This is a genomic window from Larkinella sp. (genome assembly GCF_965227735.1).
GTDB lineage: Bacteria > Bacteroidota > Bacteroidia > Cytophagales > Spirosomataceae > Larkinella.
The window spans coordinates 6,957,031-6,976,319 of sequence record NZ_OZ245776.1; the positions used below are offsets into that span (position 1 = coordinate 6,957,031).

General features: G+C 54.8%; 14 protein-coding genes. 7 read left to right on the plus strand and 7 right to left on the minus strand.

Annotation, left to right across the window (positions count from 1 at the left end; all coding sequences use genetic code 11):
- The first annotated feature begins 77 nt into the window (after positions 1–77).
- On the plus strand, positions 78–1,706 hold the full coding sequence (locus tag ACO064_RS27405) for a tannase/feruloyl esterase family alpha/beta hydrolase (protein WP_421830379.1): 1,629 nt from the start codon (positions 78–80) through the stop codon (positions 1,704–1,706).
- A 94-nt stretch (positions 1,707–1,800) separates the two neighbouring features.
- On the opposite strand, the gene ACO064_RS27410 is transcribed toward ACO064_RS27405, so the two are convergent.
- The 4 genes from ACO064_RS27410 to ACO064_RS27425 all read right to left on the minus strand — a co-directional run bounded on the left by ACO064_RS27410 (position 1,801) and on the right by ACO064_RS27425 (position 9,000).
- Positions 1,801–3,267 (minus strand): amidohydrolase, encoded by a 1,467-nt coding sequence (locus ACO064_RS27410; RefSeq protein ID WP_421830380.1) that lies wholly within the window; start codon positions 3,265–3,267, stop codon positions 1,801–1,803.
- An 84-nt stretch (positions 3,268–3,351) separates the two neighbouring features.
- Complete coding sequence (locus ACO064_RS27415) at positions 3,352–3,966, minus strand: hypothetical protein (protein WP_421830381.1); 615 nt, start codon at positions 3,964–3,966, stop codon at positions 3,352–3,354.
- Between the two features lie 141 nt (positions 3,967–4,107).
- The gene (locus ACO064_RS27420; protein WP_421830382.1) at positions 4,108–5,694 is read right to left on the minus strand and encodes a SusD/RagB family nutrient-binding outer membrane lipoprotein; all 1,587 of its coding nucleotides are present in this window, start codon (positions 5,692–5,694) and stop codon (positions 4,108–4,110) included.
- 96 nt (positions 5,695–5,790) lie between these two features.
- The gene (locus tag ACO064_RS27425; RefSeq protein WP_421830383.1) at positions 5,791–9,000 is read right to left on the minus strand and encodes a SusC/RagA family TonB-linked outer membrane protein; all 3,210 of its coding nucleotides are present in this window, start codon (positions 8,998–9,000) and stop codon (positions 5,791–5,793) included.
- Positions 9,001–9,381: 381 nt separating this feature from the next.
- Between ACO064_RS27425 and ACO064_RS27430 the strand changes: the two genes are divergently transcribed.
- The gene (locus ACO064_RS27430; RefSeq protein ID WP_421830384.1) at positions 9,382–9,903 is read left to right on the plus strand and encodes an MOSC domain-containing protein; all 522 of its coding nucleotides are present in this window, start codon (positions 9,382–9,384) and stop codon (positions 9,901–9,903) included.
- Here ACO064_RS27430 and ACO064_RS27435 read toward each other — a convergent pair.
- Together ACO064_RS27435 and ACO064_RS27440 are read right to left on the minus strand one after the other, a co-directional pair.
- Positions 9,870–10,544: an HAD family hydrolase gene (locus tag ACO064_RS27435; RefSeq protein WP_421830385.1), complete on the minus strand. Its 675-nt coding sequence runs from the start codon at positions 10,542–10,544 to the stop codon at positions 9,870–9,872. The genes ACO064_RS27430 and ACO064_RS27435 overlap by 34 nt on opposite strands.
- Positions 10,545–10,706: 162 nt before the next feature.
- Entirely contained in the window at positions 10,707–11,915 is a 1,209-nt protein-coding gene (locus ACO064_RS27440; RefSeq protein WP_421830386.1) for an MFS transporter, read from the minus strand.
- Between the two features lie 132 nt (positions 11,916–12,047).
- Here ACO064_RS27440 and ACO064_RS27445 point away from each other — a divergent pair, with 132 nt between their 5' ends.
- The 5 genes from ACO064_RS27445 (at position 12,048) to ACO064_RS27465 (ending at position 17,054) form a co-directional block, all read left to right on the plus strand.
- Complete coding sequence (locus ACO064_RS27445) at positions 12,048–12,896, plus strand: AraC family transcriptional regulator (RefSeq protein ID WP_421830387.1); 849 nt, start codon at positions 12,048–12,050, stop codon at positions 12,894–12,896.
- Between the two features lie 79 nt (positions 12,897–12,975).
- A complete protein-coding gene (locus tag ACO064_RS27450; protein WP_421830388.1) occupies positions 12,976–13,656 on the plus strand; it encodes an NUDIX hydrolase in 681 nt (226 codons plus the stop codon).
- Positions 13,657–13,755: 99 nt separating this feature from the next.
- Positions 13,756–14,601 carry a ribose-phosphate diphosphokinase gene (gene prs / locus ACO064_RS27455; RefSeq protein ID WP_421830389.1) on the plus strand — a complete coding sequence of 282 codons (846 nt, stop codon included), beginning with the start codon at positions 13,756–13,758 and terminating at the stop codon, positions 14,599–14,601.
- The gene (locus ACO064_RS27460; protein ID WP_421830390.1) at positions 14,598–16,058 is read left to right on the plus strand and encodes a nicotinate phosphoribosyltransferase; all 1,461 of its coding nucleotides are present in this window, start codon (positions 14,598–14,600) and stop codon (positions 16,056–16,058) included. The genes prs and ACO064_RS27460 overlap by 4 nt, the downstream gene beginning before the upstream one ends.
- Positions 16,059–16,175: 117 nt before the next feature.
- Positions 16,176–17,054: an SDR family oxidoreductase gene (locus tag ACO064_RS27465; RefSeq protein ID WP_421830391.1), complete on the plus strand. Its 879-nt coding sequence runs from the start codon at positions 16,176–16,178 to the stop codon at positions 17,052–17,054.
- A gap of 6 nt (positions 17,055–17,060) precedes the next feature.
- On the opposite strand, the gene ACO064_RS27470 is transcribed toward ACO064_RS27465, so the two are convergent.
- The gene (locus ACO064_RS27470) at positions 17,061–19,175 is read right to left on the minus strand and encodes a PQQ-binding-like beta-propeller repeat protein (protein WP_421830392.1); all 2,115 of its coding nucleotides are present in this window, start codon (positions 19,173–19,175) and stop codon (positions 17,061–17,063) included.
- Positions 19,176–19,289: the final 114 nt, after the last annotated feature.

Sequence of the window (19,289 nt, forward strand, 5' to 3'; positions counted from 1 at the left end):
TACCTCTGATTTTCTCTGATCAACTCTGTGTAACAACCGTATCTTCTTTACCTTTGAAAACGCCCTTTGCCTAACTCATGCAGCTCTCAAAAATTACCCTTCTTCTTCTTGCTTTAAGCAGCAACTTTACCTTATTCGCGCAAACCGACAGCGCTTCCTGTGCCTGCCAACAGCTTGCCAGACAGACGTTTCCGGGAGCCACCATCACGATAGCCGAGTGTGTGGCCGCCGGAACGTTCAAAATGCCGGGCAGTGGCGTGTCGGTTCCCGATCTGCCCGCTTTCTGCCGGGTGGCGGCCACGTTGAAACCTACGCCCGAGTCGAATATCCGTATCGAAGTGTGGCTTCCGCAAACCGGGTGGAATGGCCGGTTTTTGGGAACTGGTACGGGCGGAGGAGCCGGTTCTATTGCCTACGGTGCCCTGGTGAATGGCCTGAAGCGCGGTTTTGCGACCACCAATACCGACATGGGAACCTCCCCGAATGCGAATGATGCCGTGGGGCACCCCGAACGCTGGGCGGATTTTGGCCACCGGGCCACGCACGAGATGACCAGAACCGCCAAAGCCATCATCCAGGCCCACTACCAAAAGCCGATCCAGCGCGCCTACTTCGCGGGTTGCTCGACCGGAGGGCAGCAGGCACTCATGGAAGCGCAGCGGTATCCAGACGATTATGACGGAATTCTGGCTGGCGCACCCGCCAACAACCGCACCCATTTGCACACTGGTTTTGTCTGGAACTATCAGGTGACGAACCAACTACCCGGAAGTGCGTTTCTGCCGAAAGAGAAGATTGCGCTCATCACCCAGGCGGTGGTGAAAGCATGTGTCGGGAAGGACGGCGGAGCGCCCGGCGACAATTTTCTGACCGACCCCCGGGCGTGCCGGTTTGATCCCGAAACGCTGCCCAAATGCCCGGAGGGTACTGACGATGGCACCTGCCTGACCAGCGCGCAACTGACCGCTCTGAAACACGTATACGCCGGACCGACGAATCCCCGGACGGGTGAGCGAATCTATACGCCTTTGCCGCTCGGGAGCGAAAACTCATCCGCCGGACTGGAATACCAGCAAAATCCGAAACAGGCTCCCGTTTCGCTTTTTTATCAATACAAATGGGTATTTGGCCCGAACTTCGATTTCAGAGCGTTTGATTTTGACCGCGATCAGGACCGGATGGATTCCGTGCTGGCACCGCTCCTGAATGCTAATAATCCTGATTTGTCGTCCCTGAAAAAACGCGGGAGCAAGATTTTGATGTATGCCGGAACCGCCGATCCGCTCGTTCCGTATCAGGATGCTGTCACCTACTACGAGCGGGTGGTGGAAGCGCAGGGGGGCGCAAAGCAGACGGCGGACTTTTTTCGGTTTTTTCTGATACCCGGCATGGCGCATTGTGGGGGAGGGCCGGGCCTGAACGACTGCGGGCAAAGTCTGGCGCTGACGGTTCCACAGAACCGGGATCACGACATCTTAACGGCTCTAATGACCTGGGTGGAGGAGGGCAAGGCTCCCGATCAATTGATTGCTGCGGCTTATACCGGTGGCGTCGCCAGCAACGGAGTCCGGTTTCAACGCCCGATTTACCCGTATCCCAAATTACCGACCTACAAGCGGGGTGACCCCAACGCTCCAACCAGTTACCGGGGCGTCGCCTACCCACGACGAGCGGTTTTAAGCCCGGCGAAGCGGTATTTGAAATAGTTTACGGTTTTCCGTTTACGGTATTCGGTGGCTGACGCGTGCTGCTAAGAATGCGTCAGCCACCGAATACCGTAAACGGAAAACCGTAAACCTCTTACTTTCGGTAATCCAGCGCCGGTTTTCGGTCGCCTAACAAGGCTTCGTATTTAAAAGCCGCACCACCGCGGGCTTTTTCCCAGTCGGTGCGGGCTTTTTGAATCAGCGCCGGGTCTTTGAAGAGGTCAATGGCGGTGAGGGATAGCGATTTAGCCGCTACCATCATGCCTTTGACGCCAATGCTCGTACCGCTTGACGCTACGGCCTGCCAGCTATGGGCGGCCGTTCCCGGAACCCAGGTGGCGGCTGACAGCCCAACCGTCGGAACCACCCAGCTCACATCGCCCACGTCCGTCGACGCACTGCTGAGCAGGTCGTTATTCGAGAAGGGCGAAACGGCTGCGGCTTCCCCCGGTTTCCGGATCGAGCCAAATGTCGTCCCGAACGATTCGCCCAGTTTCTCGGCAAATTTGGTTTCCTCCGGCGTGTAGATGACGCCACCCACCAGGCTCAGGTTTTTGTGCATCTGTTTCGCCAGGGTCTCAACGGGCAACAGGTTGTAGACACCGCCGATGATTTCGTATTCCATTTTGGTTTCCGTACCCATACCGGCTCCTTCAGCGGCTTTCACCATGCGCTTCCAGACATCCTGCAAAACCGTGCGGTTTTTGTGCCGGACGTAGTAATAGACCTCCGCAAAGTCCGGCACGACGTTCGGGGCCTCACCGCCTTTGGTAATGACGTAATGCACCCGCGTATCGGACGGAATATGCTCGCGCATCATGTTGATCATGTAGTTCATCGATTCCACGCCGTCGAGGGCCGACCGACCGCGATCGGGAGACGCGGCTGCGTGGGCCGCAATGCCCCGGAAACGGAATTTGGCGGTGATGTTGGCGAGCGAAGTCGACGGGTCCGCTCCGTTGCGGTCGGCAGGGTGCCAGTGTAAAACCACATCTACATCGCTGAACAGGCCGTCCCGCACCATGTACACTTTTCCCGAACCGCCTTCTTCCGCCGGGGTTCCGTAGAGCCGGATGGTGCCGCCTTTGCCGGATTTCTGCAACCAGTTTTTCACCGCAATCGCCGACGCTACCGAGCCGGGGCCGAACAGATTGTGTCCGCAGGCGTGTCCGGCTTTTTTGGTGTCGAGCGGTTTTCGGTCGGGCGTGGCATCCTGTGTAATCCCCGGCAGGGCGTCATATTCCGCCAGAATGCCGATGACCGGTTTGCCGCTTCCGAAGGTGGCCACAAAGGCGGTTGGAATACCGGCAACCCCGGCTTTCACCGAAAAACCTGCCTGGGTGAGTTCTTCCTGCAACAAGGCTGAGCTTTTCTGTTCCTGATACCCTACCTCAGCCCAGTCCCAGATCTGTTTGGAAAGTGTGCCGTAGTGGGCCGATTTGCTGTCGAGCCCCGCCAGAACCTCCTGCTGCTCTTTGGTTAGGGTCGATTGGGCGAGCAGGACGGTGGGGAGACAACCCAGTCCGAAGACCAGCAGTCGGAAAAGCGATTTTTTTTGCATGAGAAGTCGGTTAAGATGGGTTTGTAGACGTCATGCCGGCCGGAACCGGCACGACGCTACCGTTTCGCTGATGAAGGTATTGTTTTATTTCAAAGGTTGGTACAACGATTTCTTGTTATCCACGCGAATCACCAGACGACAATCGCCAACCTGCCCCCGGGTTTCGTCACAAATACCATCGTGAAACGCATCGAAACGACGACCGTCGTTGGTCTGGACAACAAATTTTAACTGAAACGTATCGTTCAGCACCAGACTCGTCGGCGACACGCCAACGGCCGCAGCGGCTTCGCTGGCTTTGATGGAAACCGTTGCCGGAAAGGTCGAGAAGGTCTTCCACAATTTATCGGTGGCGATCAGACGGCTGGGCAGCGGCCCCAGCGAACCACTCGGATACAGACAGCCGACACCGTTACCGCAGGAAGTCATGGAAGCCGCCAGCGTAATTTTGGGGCTATTCAGGCCGATCCAGACTTCGATGGCTTTGACGCCGACACCCTGCCCAAAATCCTCACCACTCAACTGAAACTCAAAATCCGTGGTCGCCAGATTCGTAACGTCAAAATACGCTTTGGCGGCATTGACCTTCGCCACCGCCACCGCTCCGGCGGGAGCCAGCGGAATGGGATCTTTGGTCTGGCAGGCGTCCGAAATGACCAGCGCGGTCATGAACAAGGTTATATAAACAAGTGATTTCATATGGTTCTGACGGTTTTTGAAACCGTGTTTTTAATGATAAATAGTTTCTCGCTTCTTGCCCCTAAATCCCCTAAAGGGGACTTGGACGCAGCTGATGCCAGATGAAAAGTCCCCTTTAGGGGATTTAGGGGCAATCCGATCTTACAAATCCCAGAAAACCGGGGTTACAAAATTGTTCTGGGCCGGGGCCGCCGTGTTGGTATTCAACTCACGCTGTGAATACGTAAACCGCAGCGGAAACGGATTCAGGGGCGAAATCGGTGCCATCAGCGTCGGGATGCCGGTTCGGCGGTAGTCGTTGTAGGACTCGATGCCGTTGCCGAACAGCGAAATGTACTTCTCGGTCATCACCACCGACAGTTTTCCGGCTGCCTGAGCCGCGTCGAATTTTGCCAGCCGGTCATTCACGAAATTGGTAATGGTCGTGGCCGATAGCTGCGTGCCGGAATTTCCCGGAGCCTGTACAAAGCTGTTGATGCTGTTGAGGTTCAGTGTCATCCCGTTCTTGAAATACTCTTTGGCATCGCCCGTTGTGCCGAGGGTCAGCGCGGCTTCGGCCAGAATGAAGTTGACCATCGAAGCCGTAACAATCGGGAAAATACCGGCGCCGGTGCCATCGGAGGTGGTCACCACCCGGAAATTGGCCGGGGTATTGACACCCGCATTGGTCAGAAATACGTTGGTAGTCGGCAAATTGCTGATAGGGTTGTTGTCGTACAAACCGCCGTAGGGATACAGTCCGAACGTAGCCCGAACGGCGTTGTCGGCGGGGGCACCGGTGGGATCACCCGTAAAGCGGCCGCCATACCCGTTGCTGGTGCGGGTGAAATTGACCCCGGCATTGCTCGTCTGGCGATATACGTAATAGCGTAGCCGCGGATCATCGGTATTGTACAGACGCTCCATAAAGCCCTGATCCATCCAGAAATCCTTCGTGGCGCGGTAGTCGCTGATGTGAATCGGGTGGCGGTTTTGGGGGGTCTCGGTCGCGCCAAATTTGAACGTGAAATCCTGCGCATTCGTCAGAATCAACTGTCCACCGGCAATGAGCGCATTGATTTCCTGCTTCACCCGCGCCTGTTCGCTCGGGACGAGCCGAATCTGATTCAGGAGTTTCAGCTTCAGGCTGTTGGCCGCCCGAATCCAGCCCAGCCGATCACCCCGGTAAAACAGATCCGCATTGCCCGGCGATACATACGGTGTTTTGTTCAGATCGGCAATGGCTTCGTCGATCAGCTTGAAAACAGCCGTGTAGATATCGGCTCCCTTGTCAAATTTCGGGCTGAGGTTGCCGTCTCCCTGCGACGCTTCCGAGAACGGCACATCGCCCCAGAGATCGACCAGTACACTGTAGACGTACGCTTTTTCGAGTTTGGCGATTCCGACGTAGCTCCACTGGCTTCTGGCGGTGCCTTCCCGGATGATGATTTCCAGGTCGTTCAGGGCTTCTGAGTAAATGCCGTTCCAGGGTGTCTGGAAGGTCGAACCGCTCATGTCGAAGCGGCTGGGGCCGTTTTGCGTGGCGTGTTGCATGATGACCGTCGCCACGCGGTTGGTGGCTCCCCCGCCGATGTGAACGCCGATGGAGACCTGGGTAGCCGGAAGAAGCAGATCCAGCACCGGTTGCGACGGGGTGTTTGGATCGACGTTAATGTCCAGAAAATCATTGCAACTGCTGAACGTGAGCGCGAAAAAGGCTCCGATAAACAGTTTAAATATTGTTTTCATAGTAAGTTTCGGTAAATGTTGGATGATTTGCTGTGCGCGATTTGCAATCGCGCACCACTCTGTCGCGGATTTGCAATCCGTAGCATTGTCACAGCCTTAGAACGTAAACCGCAGGTTGATGCCGTACCGTTTGGTGGTCGGAACCGCCACCAGTTCGAAGCCGTGGGCATTGCCCGCACCCAGTGAATTCACTTCCGGATCGAAGTTCATGTACTTGGGGAAGTTGGGGGCTTTGTACCACAGGTTGCGGCCGCTGAGCGAAATGGTTGCCGATCCAAAGGGCGTTTTCGCCAGCCAGAGCGCCGGAATCTGGTAGGCCAGCGACACTTCGCGCAAGCGGAAAACCGTCGCATCGAAAACCCGGAACTCGTCGGCGGTTCCCTGGCTGCCACTGAAAGCACCTGTACCGAAGTAGTATTCGTTGACCGAAATCGGAATGTTGTTGGGCTGTTTCTGGCCGTCGGCCGTCAGAATGGGCATTTTGGTATTCGGATCGCCCAACACGCCCACCGGCACCAGCACCTTGTTGCGGTCTTCATTGTCGCGCGTGATGCCGCGGCTCAGCATTTCGGCCACCGAAACCGACAGCAGATCCCCGCCCTGCTTCCAGTCGAACAACGCGCCGAGCGTGAAGCCTTTGTAGGTAAAGGTGTTGGTGATTCCCATCGTGAACTTCGGGTTCGGATTGCCGACCGGTCCCTGGCGATCCGCCAGAATGGCCTTGCCGGTGGCCGGGTTGATCAGCAGATTGCCTTCGTCGTCGCGCAGGTAATAGCTGCCCCGAATCAAACCGTAGGGCTGGCCCACGATGTGCATACTGCCGATTGTGTTGGTCGCATTCGCCTGACTGTAATAGAGTTCGGTGGCACCACCCAGATCCAGCACCAGGTTTCGGTTGCGGGTGAAAGCCGTGTAGATGTTCCATTTGAACCCGTTGGCCATCTGGATCGGCGTGATGTCCAGACCCAGTTCAATGCCTTCGTTGCGCACTTTTCCGAGGTTCACCACCCGCGTCAGGTACCCGGAGGACGGAGCGACATCGACCGTGAAAATCTGGGACGTGCTGATCTTCCGGTAATACGTCAGGTCGATTCCGATGCGGTCTTTCAGAAAACGCAATTCCGTACCGGCTTCAAATTCGCGGATAAACTCCGGTTTCAGCGTCGCACTGCCCAGCCGGTTGCTGTAGGTCATCGCGTTGACGCCGTTGAAGGGGGCCAGAATGTCGACCGGGCCGGGGTGGGTGAACGAAGGATTGATGTTATACACCGTCTGGGTCTGATACGGACTGGCTTCGTTGCCGACCACGGCGTAACCCAGGCGAATTTTACCGAATGACAGAATAGCCGGATTGGTTTTAAACAGTTCTGTGAAAACAAACGAGCCGTTGACGCCCGGATAGAAGTAACTGCGGTTGCCTTTCGGGAGGGTTGAGGAAATGTCGTTCCGGGCGACCACGTTCAGGAAGGCGAAGTTGCGGTACGACAACTGGAAATCCCCGAAAAACGCCATAAACCGCTGTTTGATCAGGTTTCCGCCGAACGTCTGCTGAATCCGGGTGTTGTCGAGGTCGTTGATGCCCGGCACAATAATCCCGTCGCCAAACACGAGCTGGCGGTCGGTCAGCCGTTGGTTGACGTTGTTGCCGATGATGGCCCGCAAGCTGAAATCCGGCCCGAAATCCCGGGTTGCCGTGATGAGCAGGTTGCCATCGAGTTCCTGGCGGTAGATGTTGTCGTCGGTGACGTTTCCGTTCGGATAAATCTCGCCGTTCTTCCCGTTTACGCTCCGGCGACGGTCGGTGTAGGCATTGAAACCCGCCGTATACTGGACGTTCAGCCACGAAAACGGATCGAAACCGAGGGTGAATTTTCCGTAATACCGGTCCACTTTGCTCGTAAACGGACTGTTTTTCACCGACCAGTAGGGGTTGTCGATACCGACCCGGTCGTAAATGCTGCCGCCGGTTTGCGGATTGGTGTTCGGGTAGTTGGTCAGGTCGTAGCTGGTTGGGGTCCAGGGCAGAATTTCGATGGCCGAGGGACCGTTCCCGATGCTCGACGTAAGCTGCGGAGAGCGCTGGTCGATGTTCACATACGTCAGCGACCCGTTGAGGTAGAAGCCGTTGTCCAATTGGGCATTCCCGCCGATGTTGAAACTGGTTCGGTTGATCTTGTTTTCAGGAACAATTCCTTTGTTGGCCGTCCGCGAAAAACCGGCGGTCAGACTGGCTTTTTCATTCCCCCCGGAAACACTGAATGCATTTTCGTAGACAAAACCGTTTTCGTAGAAATTCTCAAAGTTCTGCTGACCGAACGGTTCGTATTTGACCTTTTTATTGGCCAGTTCCGGGAAAACCGTTGGCAAACGAACGCCCAGCGGATGGAAAATGGAATCGATTTGGGAATAGGGGGCACCCCAGGAGCCAAATACCCCGTAGCGCGTATCCCACTCCGTTCCCTGGCCATACGTCGTCTGGTATTCCGGAGCTTTGGCGAGTTTTTCGTACGAGTAGGAGGTGTTGTACGTGATCTCCAGGCCCTTTTTTGACTTCTTGCGGTTGTTTTTGGTTGTCACGATGATGGCACCATTGGCCGCCCGCGAACCATAGAGCGCAGCCGCAGCCGCTCCTTTCAAAACCGTCATCGACTCGATGTTGTTGGGGTCGAGGTCAAAGGCGCGGTTGGTAAAACTCGCCCCGCCCTGCTGACCGCCATCGGTCAAAAAAGAGGAGTTGTCGAACGGCACCCCATCGACGACGAACAGTGGCTGGTTGTTGTTGGAAAGCGACGAGTTCCCGCGAATCGTGATGTTGGTCGAACCACCGGCGGCTCCGCCCGATCCCTGTACATTGACCCCGGCCACTTTTCCCGAGAGCGAACGAAGCGGGTCCGGTTCCGAAATCTGGGCAATCTTGCTGCTGTTGATGGTGCTCACCGAGTAGCCCAGCGCTTTCTTTTCCCGGGTAATCCCAACGGCGGTGACGACGACTTCGGTCAACTGCTTGGTGTCCGTGGGCAGGGAAACGTCGATGGTGGTTTGGGAACCGATGGTCACTTCCTGGGTCTGGAAGCCGATGGAGGAGAAAACGAGCGTGGTGGCACCCGCCGGGACGTTAATCTGGTACTCGCCCTGTGCGCCGGTCACCGTTCCAATTTGCTGGTTCCCTTTGACCGACACCGTCACGCCCGGCAAAACCGTGCGTTCTTCTGCTGTGATGACCTTACCACGAACGGCTTTCTGCTGAGCGTGGCTCAGGAAGGCACAGAGTAGCAGGAAAAATGTGAGCTGTACACATTTTGTCATAGAATTTAATAGAGTAAGTGAAAAAATAGGTTAGGTACAGTTCAAGACTGATTATTCCAAAATAAGCACAATATTTGGAATAATTGGTTTAATATAAAACACAATTTTTTTAAAATTCTATTTTTTAATATAAAATCATTGAATATTTAAACCTATTTTCTAATAATAGATAAAACTATATTTCGGATTTATTCGGTTTTATGTATTCGAAATGTGCAAAAATTTAGCTGGGATTGCAGGGTGGGCGGTAGTATTAATTTGAGCTAACCTCTATACGTCATTTTCATCCCTACGCGTAAAATGAATATCTTCACAATTCAAGGACGTTCGCTTTTGCCCCTTCGGGGTTTAGAAGCAAAAAATCCATCAAACGCAGAAGTTGTGGAAAATCAACTGAAGATTTTACTGGAAACGTTTCCCCGTTCGGGGCAAGTCGAGTGGATTGGGGTTCGACCGCAGAAACACGGCGCCATGGAGGTGGTCGGTGAGGTCGAAGTTTCGGAGAAAAAGGGCCTGTTGGGCGATCACTACAGCGGGCGGAATGGCAACCGGCATGTGACGCTGATTCAGGCCGAACACCTGCCGGTGGTGGCCGCCTTGACCGGGCGCGAATCGCTCGACCCGGCTTTGCTGCGGAGAAATATCGTCATCGCCGGGCTGAACCTGCTGGCGTTGAAAGACCATCAGATTCAGATCGGCGATGCGGTTATTCTGGAAATTACCGGACAATGTCACCCCTGTTCACGCATGGAATCCAACCTGGGGACGGGCGGTTACAACGCCATGCGCGGCCACGGCGGGCTCACGGCGCGGGTCGTCCGGGGTGGCAGTATTCACCTGAACGATCCGGTTACGGTTTTAAAAACCGATCAAACCGGGACCGAACGGTTGATCAATTCCTGAAATCGGTCGGGTGTCAGTTCCGTGAAGTCACGGATCACCTCGTCGGCTCCCACCCGGAGCAGTTCTTCGGCCGAGTCTGTGGTGGCCAAACCGATCACATAGGCGCCCGCGGCTTTGGCCGCCCGGATGCCGGTAGTTGAATCTTCAAAAATGACGCTCTCATGGGGTTCAACGCCCAGCAATTCCATCGCTTTCCGGTAAATTTCCGGGTCCGGTTTTGGCCGGCTGACCTTGCTTTCGTCGAGTAAAACCGTAAACCACGAACGCAGATCGAGCGCATCCATTACAAAATCAAGGTTTTCGAGCGGTGCCGAGGTGCCGACGGCTGTCAAAATACCGGCTTGGTGCAACGATTGGAGAAAGTCGGTCAACCCGGCCACCGGCCTGATGTCGGGCTGATACAATTCCCTAAACAAAGATTCCTTCTGGGCGGCCAACTGCCGGGATTCATCATCCGAAAGCGTGCGATCGGTGAAGAGGTGCGTCAGAATCTGGCTGTTGTGTTTACCCGAAACATACTGGACAAAATCAGCGTCGGACAACGGTTTACCGTAGCGTTCAAAATACTGGCGCCAGGCCAGGCGGTGGTGGGGATTGGTGTCGACAATGACACCGTCCATGTCGAAAATGGCAGCTTTCATGAAAGGATCTTGAGTGAATCTATAGGATAAAGCTATGAAATCACGTTTTGAATGTTTTAGGATTTTCGCTTTTGCCCCGTTCCCCTGAAGGGGACTTGGAGCATGCGGATTAAACCAAGTCCCCTTCAGGGGAACGGGGCAAAAGCGAAAGTTCTGGTTTTATCAGACGTTAACTTTTCGTGAAATAAAGGCAGAAACCAGCAGCACGACAACGACCAGACCCAATCCGTAGGCCAGCCCGTAGGCTTCGGCCACAAAACCGATGACAGGCGGCCCGGCCAGAAAACCGACAAAACTGAAGGTCGCAAAAGTGGCCAAACCAGTGGCAGCCGGAATGCCCGGAACGCGCATCGAAGCCGTATACAGAATAGGAGCGATGAGCGAACAACCCGCCCCCAGCAGAGCAAATCCCGCCAGCACCACCAGCGGAACCGGAATCAGAAGGGCCAGCAACAACCCCAAAGCTGCCACCAGACTGCCCACACTCAGGATGCGTTTGGCTCCAAAACGCGGAATGATGGCGTCGCCCATAAACCGGCCAATTGTCATCGCCAGCGAAAAACAGCCGAAACCCAGCGCGGCAATCTGGCTGGAGGCACCGGTGGATTCGTGGAGGTAAACGGCACTCCAGTCGAGGGCGGCCCCTTCGCCCATGGCAACGGCCAGGCCAATGAAAATCATGAGCAACAGCAGCATATTCGGTTTTACGAAAGCCGCCGACGATTCGGTAGGTGGTTGCGCCGGGATGGTCGCCAGAATGGGACGCAGCGCAACCGTCAGCACGAGCAGCGCGATGGTGACGGCGAGCATGTGAATAGACGGCGAAACGTGAACGGCAATCAGAATACCGGCCAGCAGCGAACCGACCATGCCGCCCAGACTCCACATGCCGTGGCAGGAGGACATGATCAGAATCTTATGCTCCCGTTCGACATCGGCTGCGCTGGTGTTCATCGCTACATTCAGCAAGGCCGCGCTCAGCCCCACCAGAAACAACCCAAAGGCCATCAGGGCTATATTGGGAGCATTGATAGGAATCAACGTGCTGAAACACAGCACCAGGGCACTTAGAAAACAGGTTCGGGCGGCTCCCAGCCGGGCAATGATCCATCCCGTCAGCGGGTTCATGAGCAGCAGCCCAACCGGCATGGCAAACAGGACCATTCCCAGACCGGCATCGGTTAGGTGTAATTTTTCTTTAACGTGCGGAATGTGCGCTACCCAGCCGCCCAGTGACAGACTTTCGGTGGTGAAAACGAGTCCGACGGCCCGCGCCTGCGGATTCGTAAAAAACGTTTGAAGGCTTCGGAAGAGGCTTGGTGTGGTGGTCGGTTTTTCGTCGAGTGTTACGTTCATTATATTCTGATTCATTCTGGTTACAAAAATAAGGCGGTTTTTCCACTTCTATTTTCGTTTAATTACCTTATTTTGGTGCTGCATTGATTTATTTTCTGAGGATCATGTTTCCAAAATGTTAACATTGCATCTATTTGGCCTTAAACAATGAAACCGCAGTTTGAAAAAATAGAACCGGAATTCGGGAGTTCGTTCCGGTTGATGCACCACACCCAGCCGGACAGTTGCTGGGTCTACTGGCATTATCACCCCGAATACGAGATTGTGTATATTCCGCGCGGCAGCGGCAAGCGCCACATTGGTCACCACGTTTCTACCTATTCGGATGGTGAACTGGTGTTTCTGGGACCGAACCTGCCGCACCTGAATTTCAGCCACGGAATCGTCGGGGAGTTTGAGGAAATTGTGGTGCAGATGCGCGAAGATTTTCTGGGGAAGGAATTTCTGCAAAAACCCGAAATGGAGGCCATTCGGCGGTTGTTCGAGCGGGCACACCAGGGCATGTCATTTTACGGGGAAACCAGGCGGAAGGTGGGGCAGCAGGTTGCGTCGCTGGTGACGCTGCCGCCCTTTGAACGGATGCTGGCACTGCTGACCATTTTTCAGCAACTGGCGGTTTCGACCGATTACCAGATCCTGAACGCCGAGAGCATTAGCCTCGATCTAAATGGTCGGGAGCAGGAGCGGATCAACCGCATTTATGGATTTGTGGAAACCAACTATGTTCAACCCATTGACATTCAGGATGTCGCATCATTGGCAAACATGACGGTACCGGCTTTTTGCCGGTATTTCAGGAAAATGACCCAGATGACGTTCACGGATTTTGTCAATGAGTTCCGCATCACCCAGGCTCGCAAGCTCCTGACCGGCGACCGCAGCATCGGCGAGGTCTGTTACGAAAGCGGTTTTAACAACCTGTCGCACTTCAACAAGGTGTTCAAACAGCGAACGGGGCAGACGCCGGGGCTGTATCGTAAGAGCCTGAAACTGTGAGTCGAACGAGCCTTTCCGGATGACCACTCGCTAAGACGCCGGGCCGGATGCGTAATTTTTGTCGTATACTTGCCCCGGTATGACCATTCACCAAACGATAAGAGTAGCCGTTGATGCCGTGGTTTTCGGGTATCGAAACCAGGCCTTGCACCTCCTGTTGATCCAGCGAAAGCTGGAACCGTATCGAGGGGGCTGGGCTTTGCCGGGTGGTTTTGTGTTGGATGACGAGAGCCTGGAAGCCGCCGTTCACCGTGAGTTGAGCGAAGAAACCAATGTGACTATTAATTACTTAGAACAACTTTATACCTTCGGTCGGCCCAATCGAGATCCCCGTTTTCGGACGGTTGCCGTTGCCTATTATGCCCTCGTAAAACCGGAAGCCTTTGCCATTGCCGCTTCGACGGATGCCGACGACGTCCGCTGGTTCGACGTCCGGGAGTTGCCCGGTCTGGCGTTCGACCATGCCGAAATCATTCAACACGCCTTGCAGCGTCTGCGCAGCAAATTGAGGTATGAACCCGTAGGATTTGGGTTGCTCAGCGAGAAATTTCTGTTCTCGGACTTCGAAAAACTCTACGCAACCATTTTGGACAAACCCATCGACCGGCGCAATTTCCGGAAAAAGGTGTTGAGCTTCGGGCTGTTGACGGAACTGGACGAAAAACGATCCGATGGGAAAGGGCGTCCGGCGAATCTCTTTCAATTTAATGAAAATCAGTACTTTAAGATGAAGGAGCACGGTTTTTACTTCGAGCTTTGAACGAGCGATTTACCGTTTGCTCAACAGTTGGCAAATTAAAAGCGCAAAATGTAGTTACTATGTGGTTTGTTTTGTTGATTTGCGTAAAAAATACGCAAAATGATTTATCTACACCTTTCTCCCGGTTTTGAACCCTACGGTCCGTCCGTGCCGTTCAAGGCGTTCACTTTCAATGGGGGAGAACCACATCTGAAATTAACCGGGCCTTTGCCCGAAACCAGCGTACTGATCACGACCCGCCTGAACACGTTTCAGGATGTGGGCCTGCTTCTGGTGGCAACGGATGCCCTGCGCCGGGCCGGTGCCGAACGCATCAGCCTCTTCGTTCCGTATTTCCCCGGCGCCCGCCAGGACCGGGTTATGGTGCCGGGCGAACCGCTGACGGTTAAAGTCTACGCCGATCTGCTGAACGCCCAGCAGTATCACCGGATTACAGTTTTTGATCCCCACTCTGACGTAACACCTGCTTTACTAAACAGGGTTCAAGTGATTGATAATCATCAATTTGTTGGAAAATGTCTCGCGGAGATCGGTGATTGTAAACTGATTGCGCCGGATGGGGGCGCCTTAAAAAAAATCTATAAGTTGTCCGAAGCTCTGGGCGGTATGGAGGTGGTGGAATGCAGCAAACGGCGGGATGTCAAAACCGGTAATTTGTCGGGCTTTTTCGTATCGGGGCCGGATTTGCAAGGCGCGTCCTGTGTCATCGTGGACGACATCTGCGACGGCGGAGGCACCTTTGTTGGCCTGGCCGACGAACTCAAAAAACACGGGGTTGGTGACCTGTATTTGATTGTCAGCCACGGGATTTTCAGCCGGGGCCTTGAGCCGCTGGCGACCTCGTTCAAACGGGTTTTTACGACGGATTCCATTCGCGAAATCACCCACCCACTTCTGAATCAACTCACATTTTCCAGCTTTTTACCACACCTTTCAAACCAATGACAACCCTCCATCTTTCCGACGGTTACAAAGTAGATCACCGTCGTCAATACCCCACCGGAACTGAACTGGTCTATTCGAACTGGACTCCCCGAAAAAGCCGCCTTGAGCAGGTCGATAGCGTGGTTTTCTTTGGCTTACAGTACTTTATCAAAAAATACCTGATCGAGGATTACAACCGGAATTTCTTCGCCCGCCCGAAAGAAACCGTCGTGGCCGAATACAAACGCCGGATCGAAAGCTACCTGGGGCCGGGCGCAATTACGTACGATCACATTGAAAAGTTACATGATCTGGGCTATTTGCCGCTCGAAATCAAAGCGGTTCCGGAAGGAACGCGGGTGCCGATGCGGATGCCGATGTTTACCTTCAAAAACACCCGGCCCGAGGAATTCTGGCTGACGAATTTTCTGGAAACCATCCTGTCGTGCATTCTGTGGTTGCCCTGTACCAGCGCGACAACGGCCTTCGAATACCGGAAAATCCTGAACGGCTATGCCGAAAAAACCGGTGGTGATCCGGCGTTTGTCCCCTGGCAGGGCCACGACTTCAGTTTTCGCGGGATGGGTGGTCTCGAAGCGGCTTTGTTGAGTGGAGCGGCTCATTTGCTGAGCTTTACGGGAACGGACACCATTCCCGCCCTGGATTTTCTGGAACAGTATTACGGTGCCAACTCCGACACTGAACTGATCGGCGGCAGCGTTCCGGCGACGGAACACTCGGTGATGTGTATGGGGATGCAGGATGGCGAAATTGAAACCTTCCGGCGGCTCATTCAGGATGTGTATCCGAAAGGTGTGGTCAGCATCGTGTCCGATACCTGGGATTTCTGGCAGGTCATTACCGGATATTTGCCCCAGCTAAAACCGCTCATTCTGGCCCGCGACGGCAAGGTGGTGATTCGCCCCGACAGTGGCGACCCGATCAAAATCATCTGCGGTGATCCGGATGCCCGGGAAGGAACGCCGGAACACAAAGGGGCCATTGAATGTCTGTGGGAGGTTTTTGGCGGAACCGTTACGGCCAAAGGCTTCAAGGTGCTGGACGCCCACATCGGGTTGATTTACGGCGACAGCATCAACCTCGAACGCTGCCAGGCCATTTGTGAAGGCCTGTACCAGAAAGGGTTTGCCTCCACGAACGTGGTGCTGGGCATCGGAAGTTACACCTACCAGTACGTGACGCGCGACACCTTCGGGTTTGCCGTGAAAGCCACGTATGGTGAAGTGAACGGCGAAGGACGCGCGATTTTCAAAGATCCCAAAACCGATGACGGAACGAAGAAAAGCGCGAAAGGGCTGATTCGTTTGGTGAGTGACGAAACCGGTACGACCGTGATGGAAGACCAGGTAAGTTGGGAAAAAGAAGGAACGGGTTTGCTGGAAACCGTTTTCAAAGATGGCCGGTTGCTGAAAGAACAGACCTTGCACGAAATCCGGGCCAGGCTGGCAACCCAGTAAGGAACCGTGCTAAAAGGAGCGGGTGATCGTCGGGGTGACGGATGCCCGCTCTTTCGTTTTCTTACAATTTTGGGCGGGGAAGAAGGTTGAAATTTGTCCTATCAAACCAACACAACCATGACACAATCAACTTCCCCTTCGATTCTTATTACGGGTGCCACCGGCACGATTGGTTCCGAACTCGCCACCCAACTTTCCGCCAAAGGCATCCCGTTCCGTGCCCTGGTGCGTTCTCTGGAAAATGCCAAAACGCTGGCGCAACTCGACGGTGCCGAACTGGTGGTCGGCGACTTGAACGATCCCGAAAGCCTGGCCTGCGCACTGGACGGTGTCGAGCGCGCCTTTCTGCTCACCAACTCGTCGGAACAGGCGGAAACGCTGCAAATGAACTTCGTTGCAGTGGCGCAACAAACTGGGGTTAAGCATCTTGTAAAACTTTCCCAATTTGCCGCCGACCTTCATTCGCCCGTCCGGTTTTTGCGGTATCATGCCGCCGTCGAGCAAAAAATCCGTGAATCCGGACTGTCGTTTACCTTTCTTCGCCCGAATCTGTTCATGCAGGCCCTGCTGGGTTTCCGTGATGCCATCGTAAACCAGGGAAAATTCTTCGCCACGGCAGGAGATGCCCAAATCAGTGCTGTCGACATCCGGGACATTGCCTTCGTGGCCGCCGAAGCCTTGACCAGGCCGGGCCACGAAGGCAAAACGTACAATCTGACCGGTCCCGAAGCGTTGACGCATCAGCAGATGGCGGCTCACTTTTCCGACGTTCTGGGCCGACCGGTTCTTTACATCGATGTGCCACCCGCCCACCTGCGGCAGGCGTTGCTTTCCGTGGGTTTCCCCGAATGGCAGGCCGATGGCTTGATTGAAGACTACGCCCATTATGCCCGCGGGGAAGCCTCGGCGGTTTCTTCGGCCATTCGGGAGGTGACGGGGAAGCCGCCCCGCGATTTCAAAAGTTTTGTGCGTGATTACACGGCGGTTTTTTCCTGATCGAGCCTACGGCAACGCAAAGGCGACGTAACTGTCGCCCTTTTTCGTCCCCAGCTTGGTGCCACCACAGGCGATGACGATATACTGTTTGCCGTTCACTTCGTACGTGCTGGGCGTTGCATAGCCAGCCGCCGGAAGCTCGGTTTGCCACAACATCGTCCCGGTTTTTTTGTCGATGACCCGGAACATACCGTCTTTGCTGGCGGCAATGAACAGCAAACCGCTGGCCGTAACGACCGGGCCGCCGTAACTCTCGGCCCCGGTCTGCGGAATGCCTTTGGCGGTCAGTTCCTTCAGTTCGCCGAACGGTTTTTGCCAGAGGTGTTCACCCGTGTTGAGGTCGATGGCGGTCAGCGTTCCCCAGGGCGGGCGGATGGCGGGGTAGCCCTTGCTGTCGAGAAATTTGGTATACCCGTTGAATTTATAGGGCACATACGGTTCCTTTTTGCCGGGTTTGGCGGAGGTTGCTTCCACTTTTTCATCACCGAACAGGAAGGAGGTCAGCGCCTGTTTTTCGGATTCGGAAAACCGGGTAAAACCGGGCATCATGCCTTTGCCGGAGGTGATGAGTTTACTGACAAACTCCCGGTCCCGGCGTTGCCCGATGGCAACCAGCGAAGGATAACCACTGGTCGGATTGCCTTTGCGGTCTGGCCGGTGGCAAACCGCACAATTGAGCGTGTACAATTTCTCGCCCGGACTCAGGTGAGCCAGTTCTTCGTCTTTTGGCGTATCGCGCAGACTCAGCAGCCACGCCATTTCATTGGCATTCACGTACATAATGCCATCGGGATCGACGGCGGCACCACCCCATTCGCCCCCGCCGTCCAGACCGGGATAAACGAGCGTCGGGGTTTTGCCGAGCGGTTGATACGGGCCGACTTTCGAACGTCGGTAGGTCGCCAGCAACGAATCCCGGTTTTCGGCCAGCGGACTTAAATCCGCTTCGGAGATGGTCTGGCGGGAAAAGGGCGCCGGTTTGGTCGGAACGGGTTGCGTAGGCCAGGTGTATTCATCGGGCAAGGATGATTTCGGATACGGGGTTTCCTTGATCGGGAAGAGCGGTTTTCCGGTTACGCGATCAAAAACAAAAACGTGTCCGGTTTTGGTGATCTGCGCGACGGCATCGACGGTTTTGCCCTGACTTTTAACCGTAATTAGATTGGGCGGAGCGGGCAGGTCGCGGTCCCAGATGTCGTGGTGAACAAACTGGTAATGCCAGATGCGTTTCCCGGTTTTGGCGTCCAGCGCCAGCAGGCAATTGGCGAACAGATTCTGGCCTTTGCGGTTTCCGCCGTAAAAGTCAAAAGCCGCCGAGCCGGTCGGAACATATACAATGCCGCGCTGTCGGTCGATCGACATCCCCGACCAGTTGTTGGCACCGCCGATGTGGGTATTTTTATAGGCGTCCTTCGGCCAGGTTTCATAACCGAATTCGCCGGGGTTCGGAATAGTCCGGAAAACCCAGGCGATTTTTCCGGTTTTGACATTGAAAGCCTGAATGTAACCGAGGGCCGCATCGGAGCCTTCGGAGAGACGCAACGGCATGATAATCATATCGCCAAAGATCGTTCCGGGCGTATTGGAGATGACAAACTTATCGGCAGCAGTAGGTCCCAGTCCGGCTTTCAGACTGGCTTTTCCATCCGTTCCAAAGCTGGGAATCAGAACGCCCGTTCGGGCATCGACGGCGCAGAGGTTGGAGCCGGAAGCGAAGAGAATCCGCTTGTCGTCGTTGTTACTCCAGTAGGTGACCCCCCGCGTCGTGTTGACTCCGCCCCGGTTGGCTTCTTTGTACCGCCACTTTTCCTGTCCCGTTGCCGCATCGAGTGCAAACACCTGACAGGAAGCCGTGATGCCGTATAATGTTCCGTCGACAATAATGGCGTTGCACTGCACCTGCCCGGAATCTTTGGCGTGATATTCCCACGCAATTTGTAACTTACCGACGTTGGACGCATTAATCTGGTCGAGTGGCGAGTAATGGTTCCGGTCGGGGCCGCCGAGGTATTCGGGCCATTCGCGGGAGGAAGCGGGCGATTGGTGGGCGTCGGAGAAGAACCGGGCCGCGGTCAACGATGCCGCCAGCACAACAGCCGCAGGGAATAAAAAACGTTTCATTCGATTTAGGAAAGCACGATCGTGCTAATGATTTCTTAATGATGACAAAAAAGCCACCCGTTACCCGTAAAAAGGTTCGGAAATATACAACTTCATCGACACTCCTGACGCTAT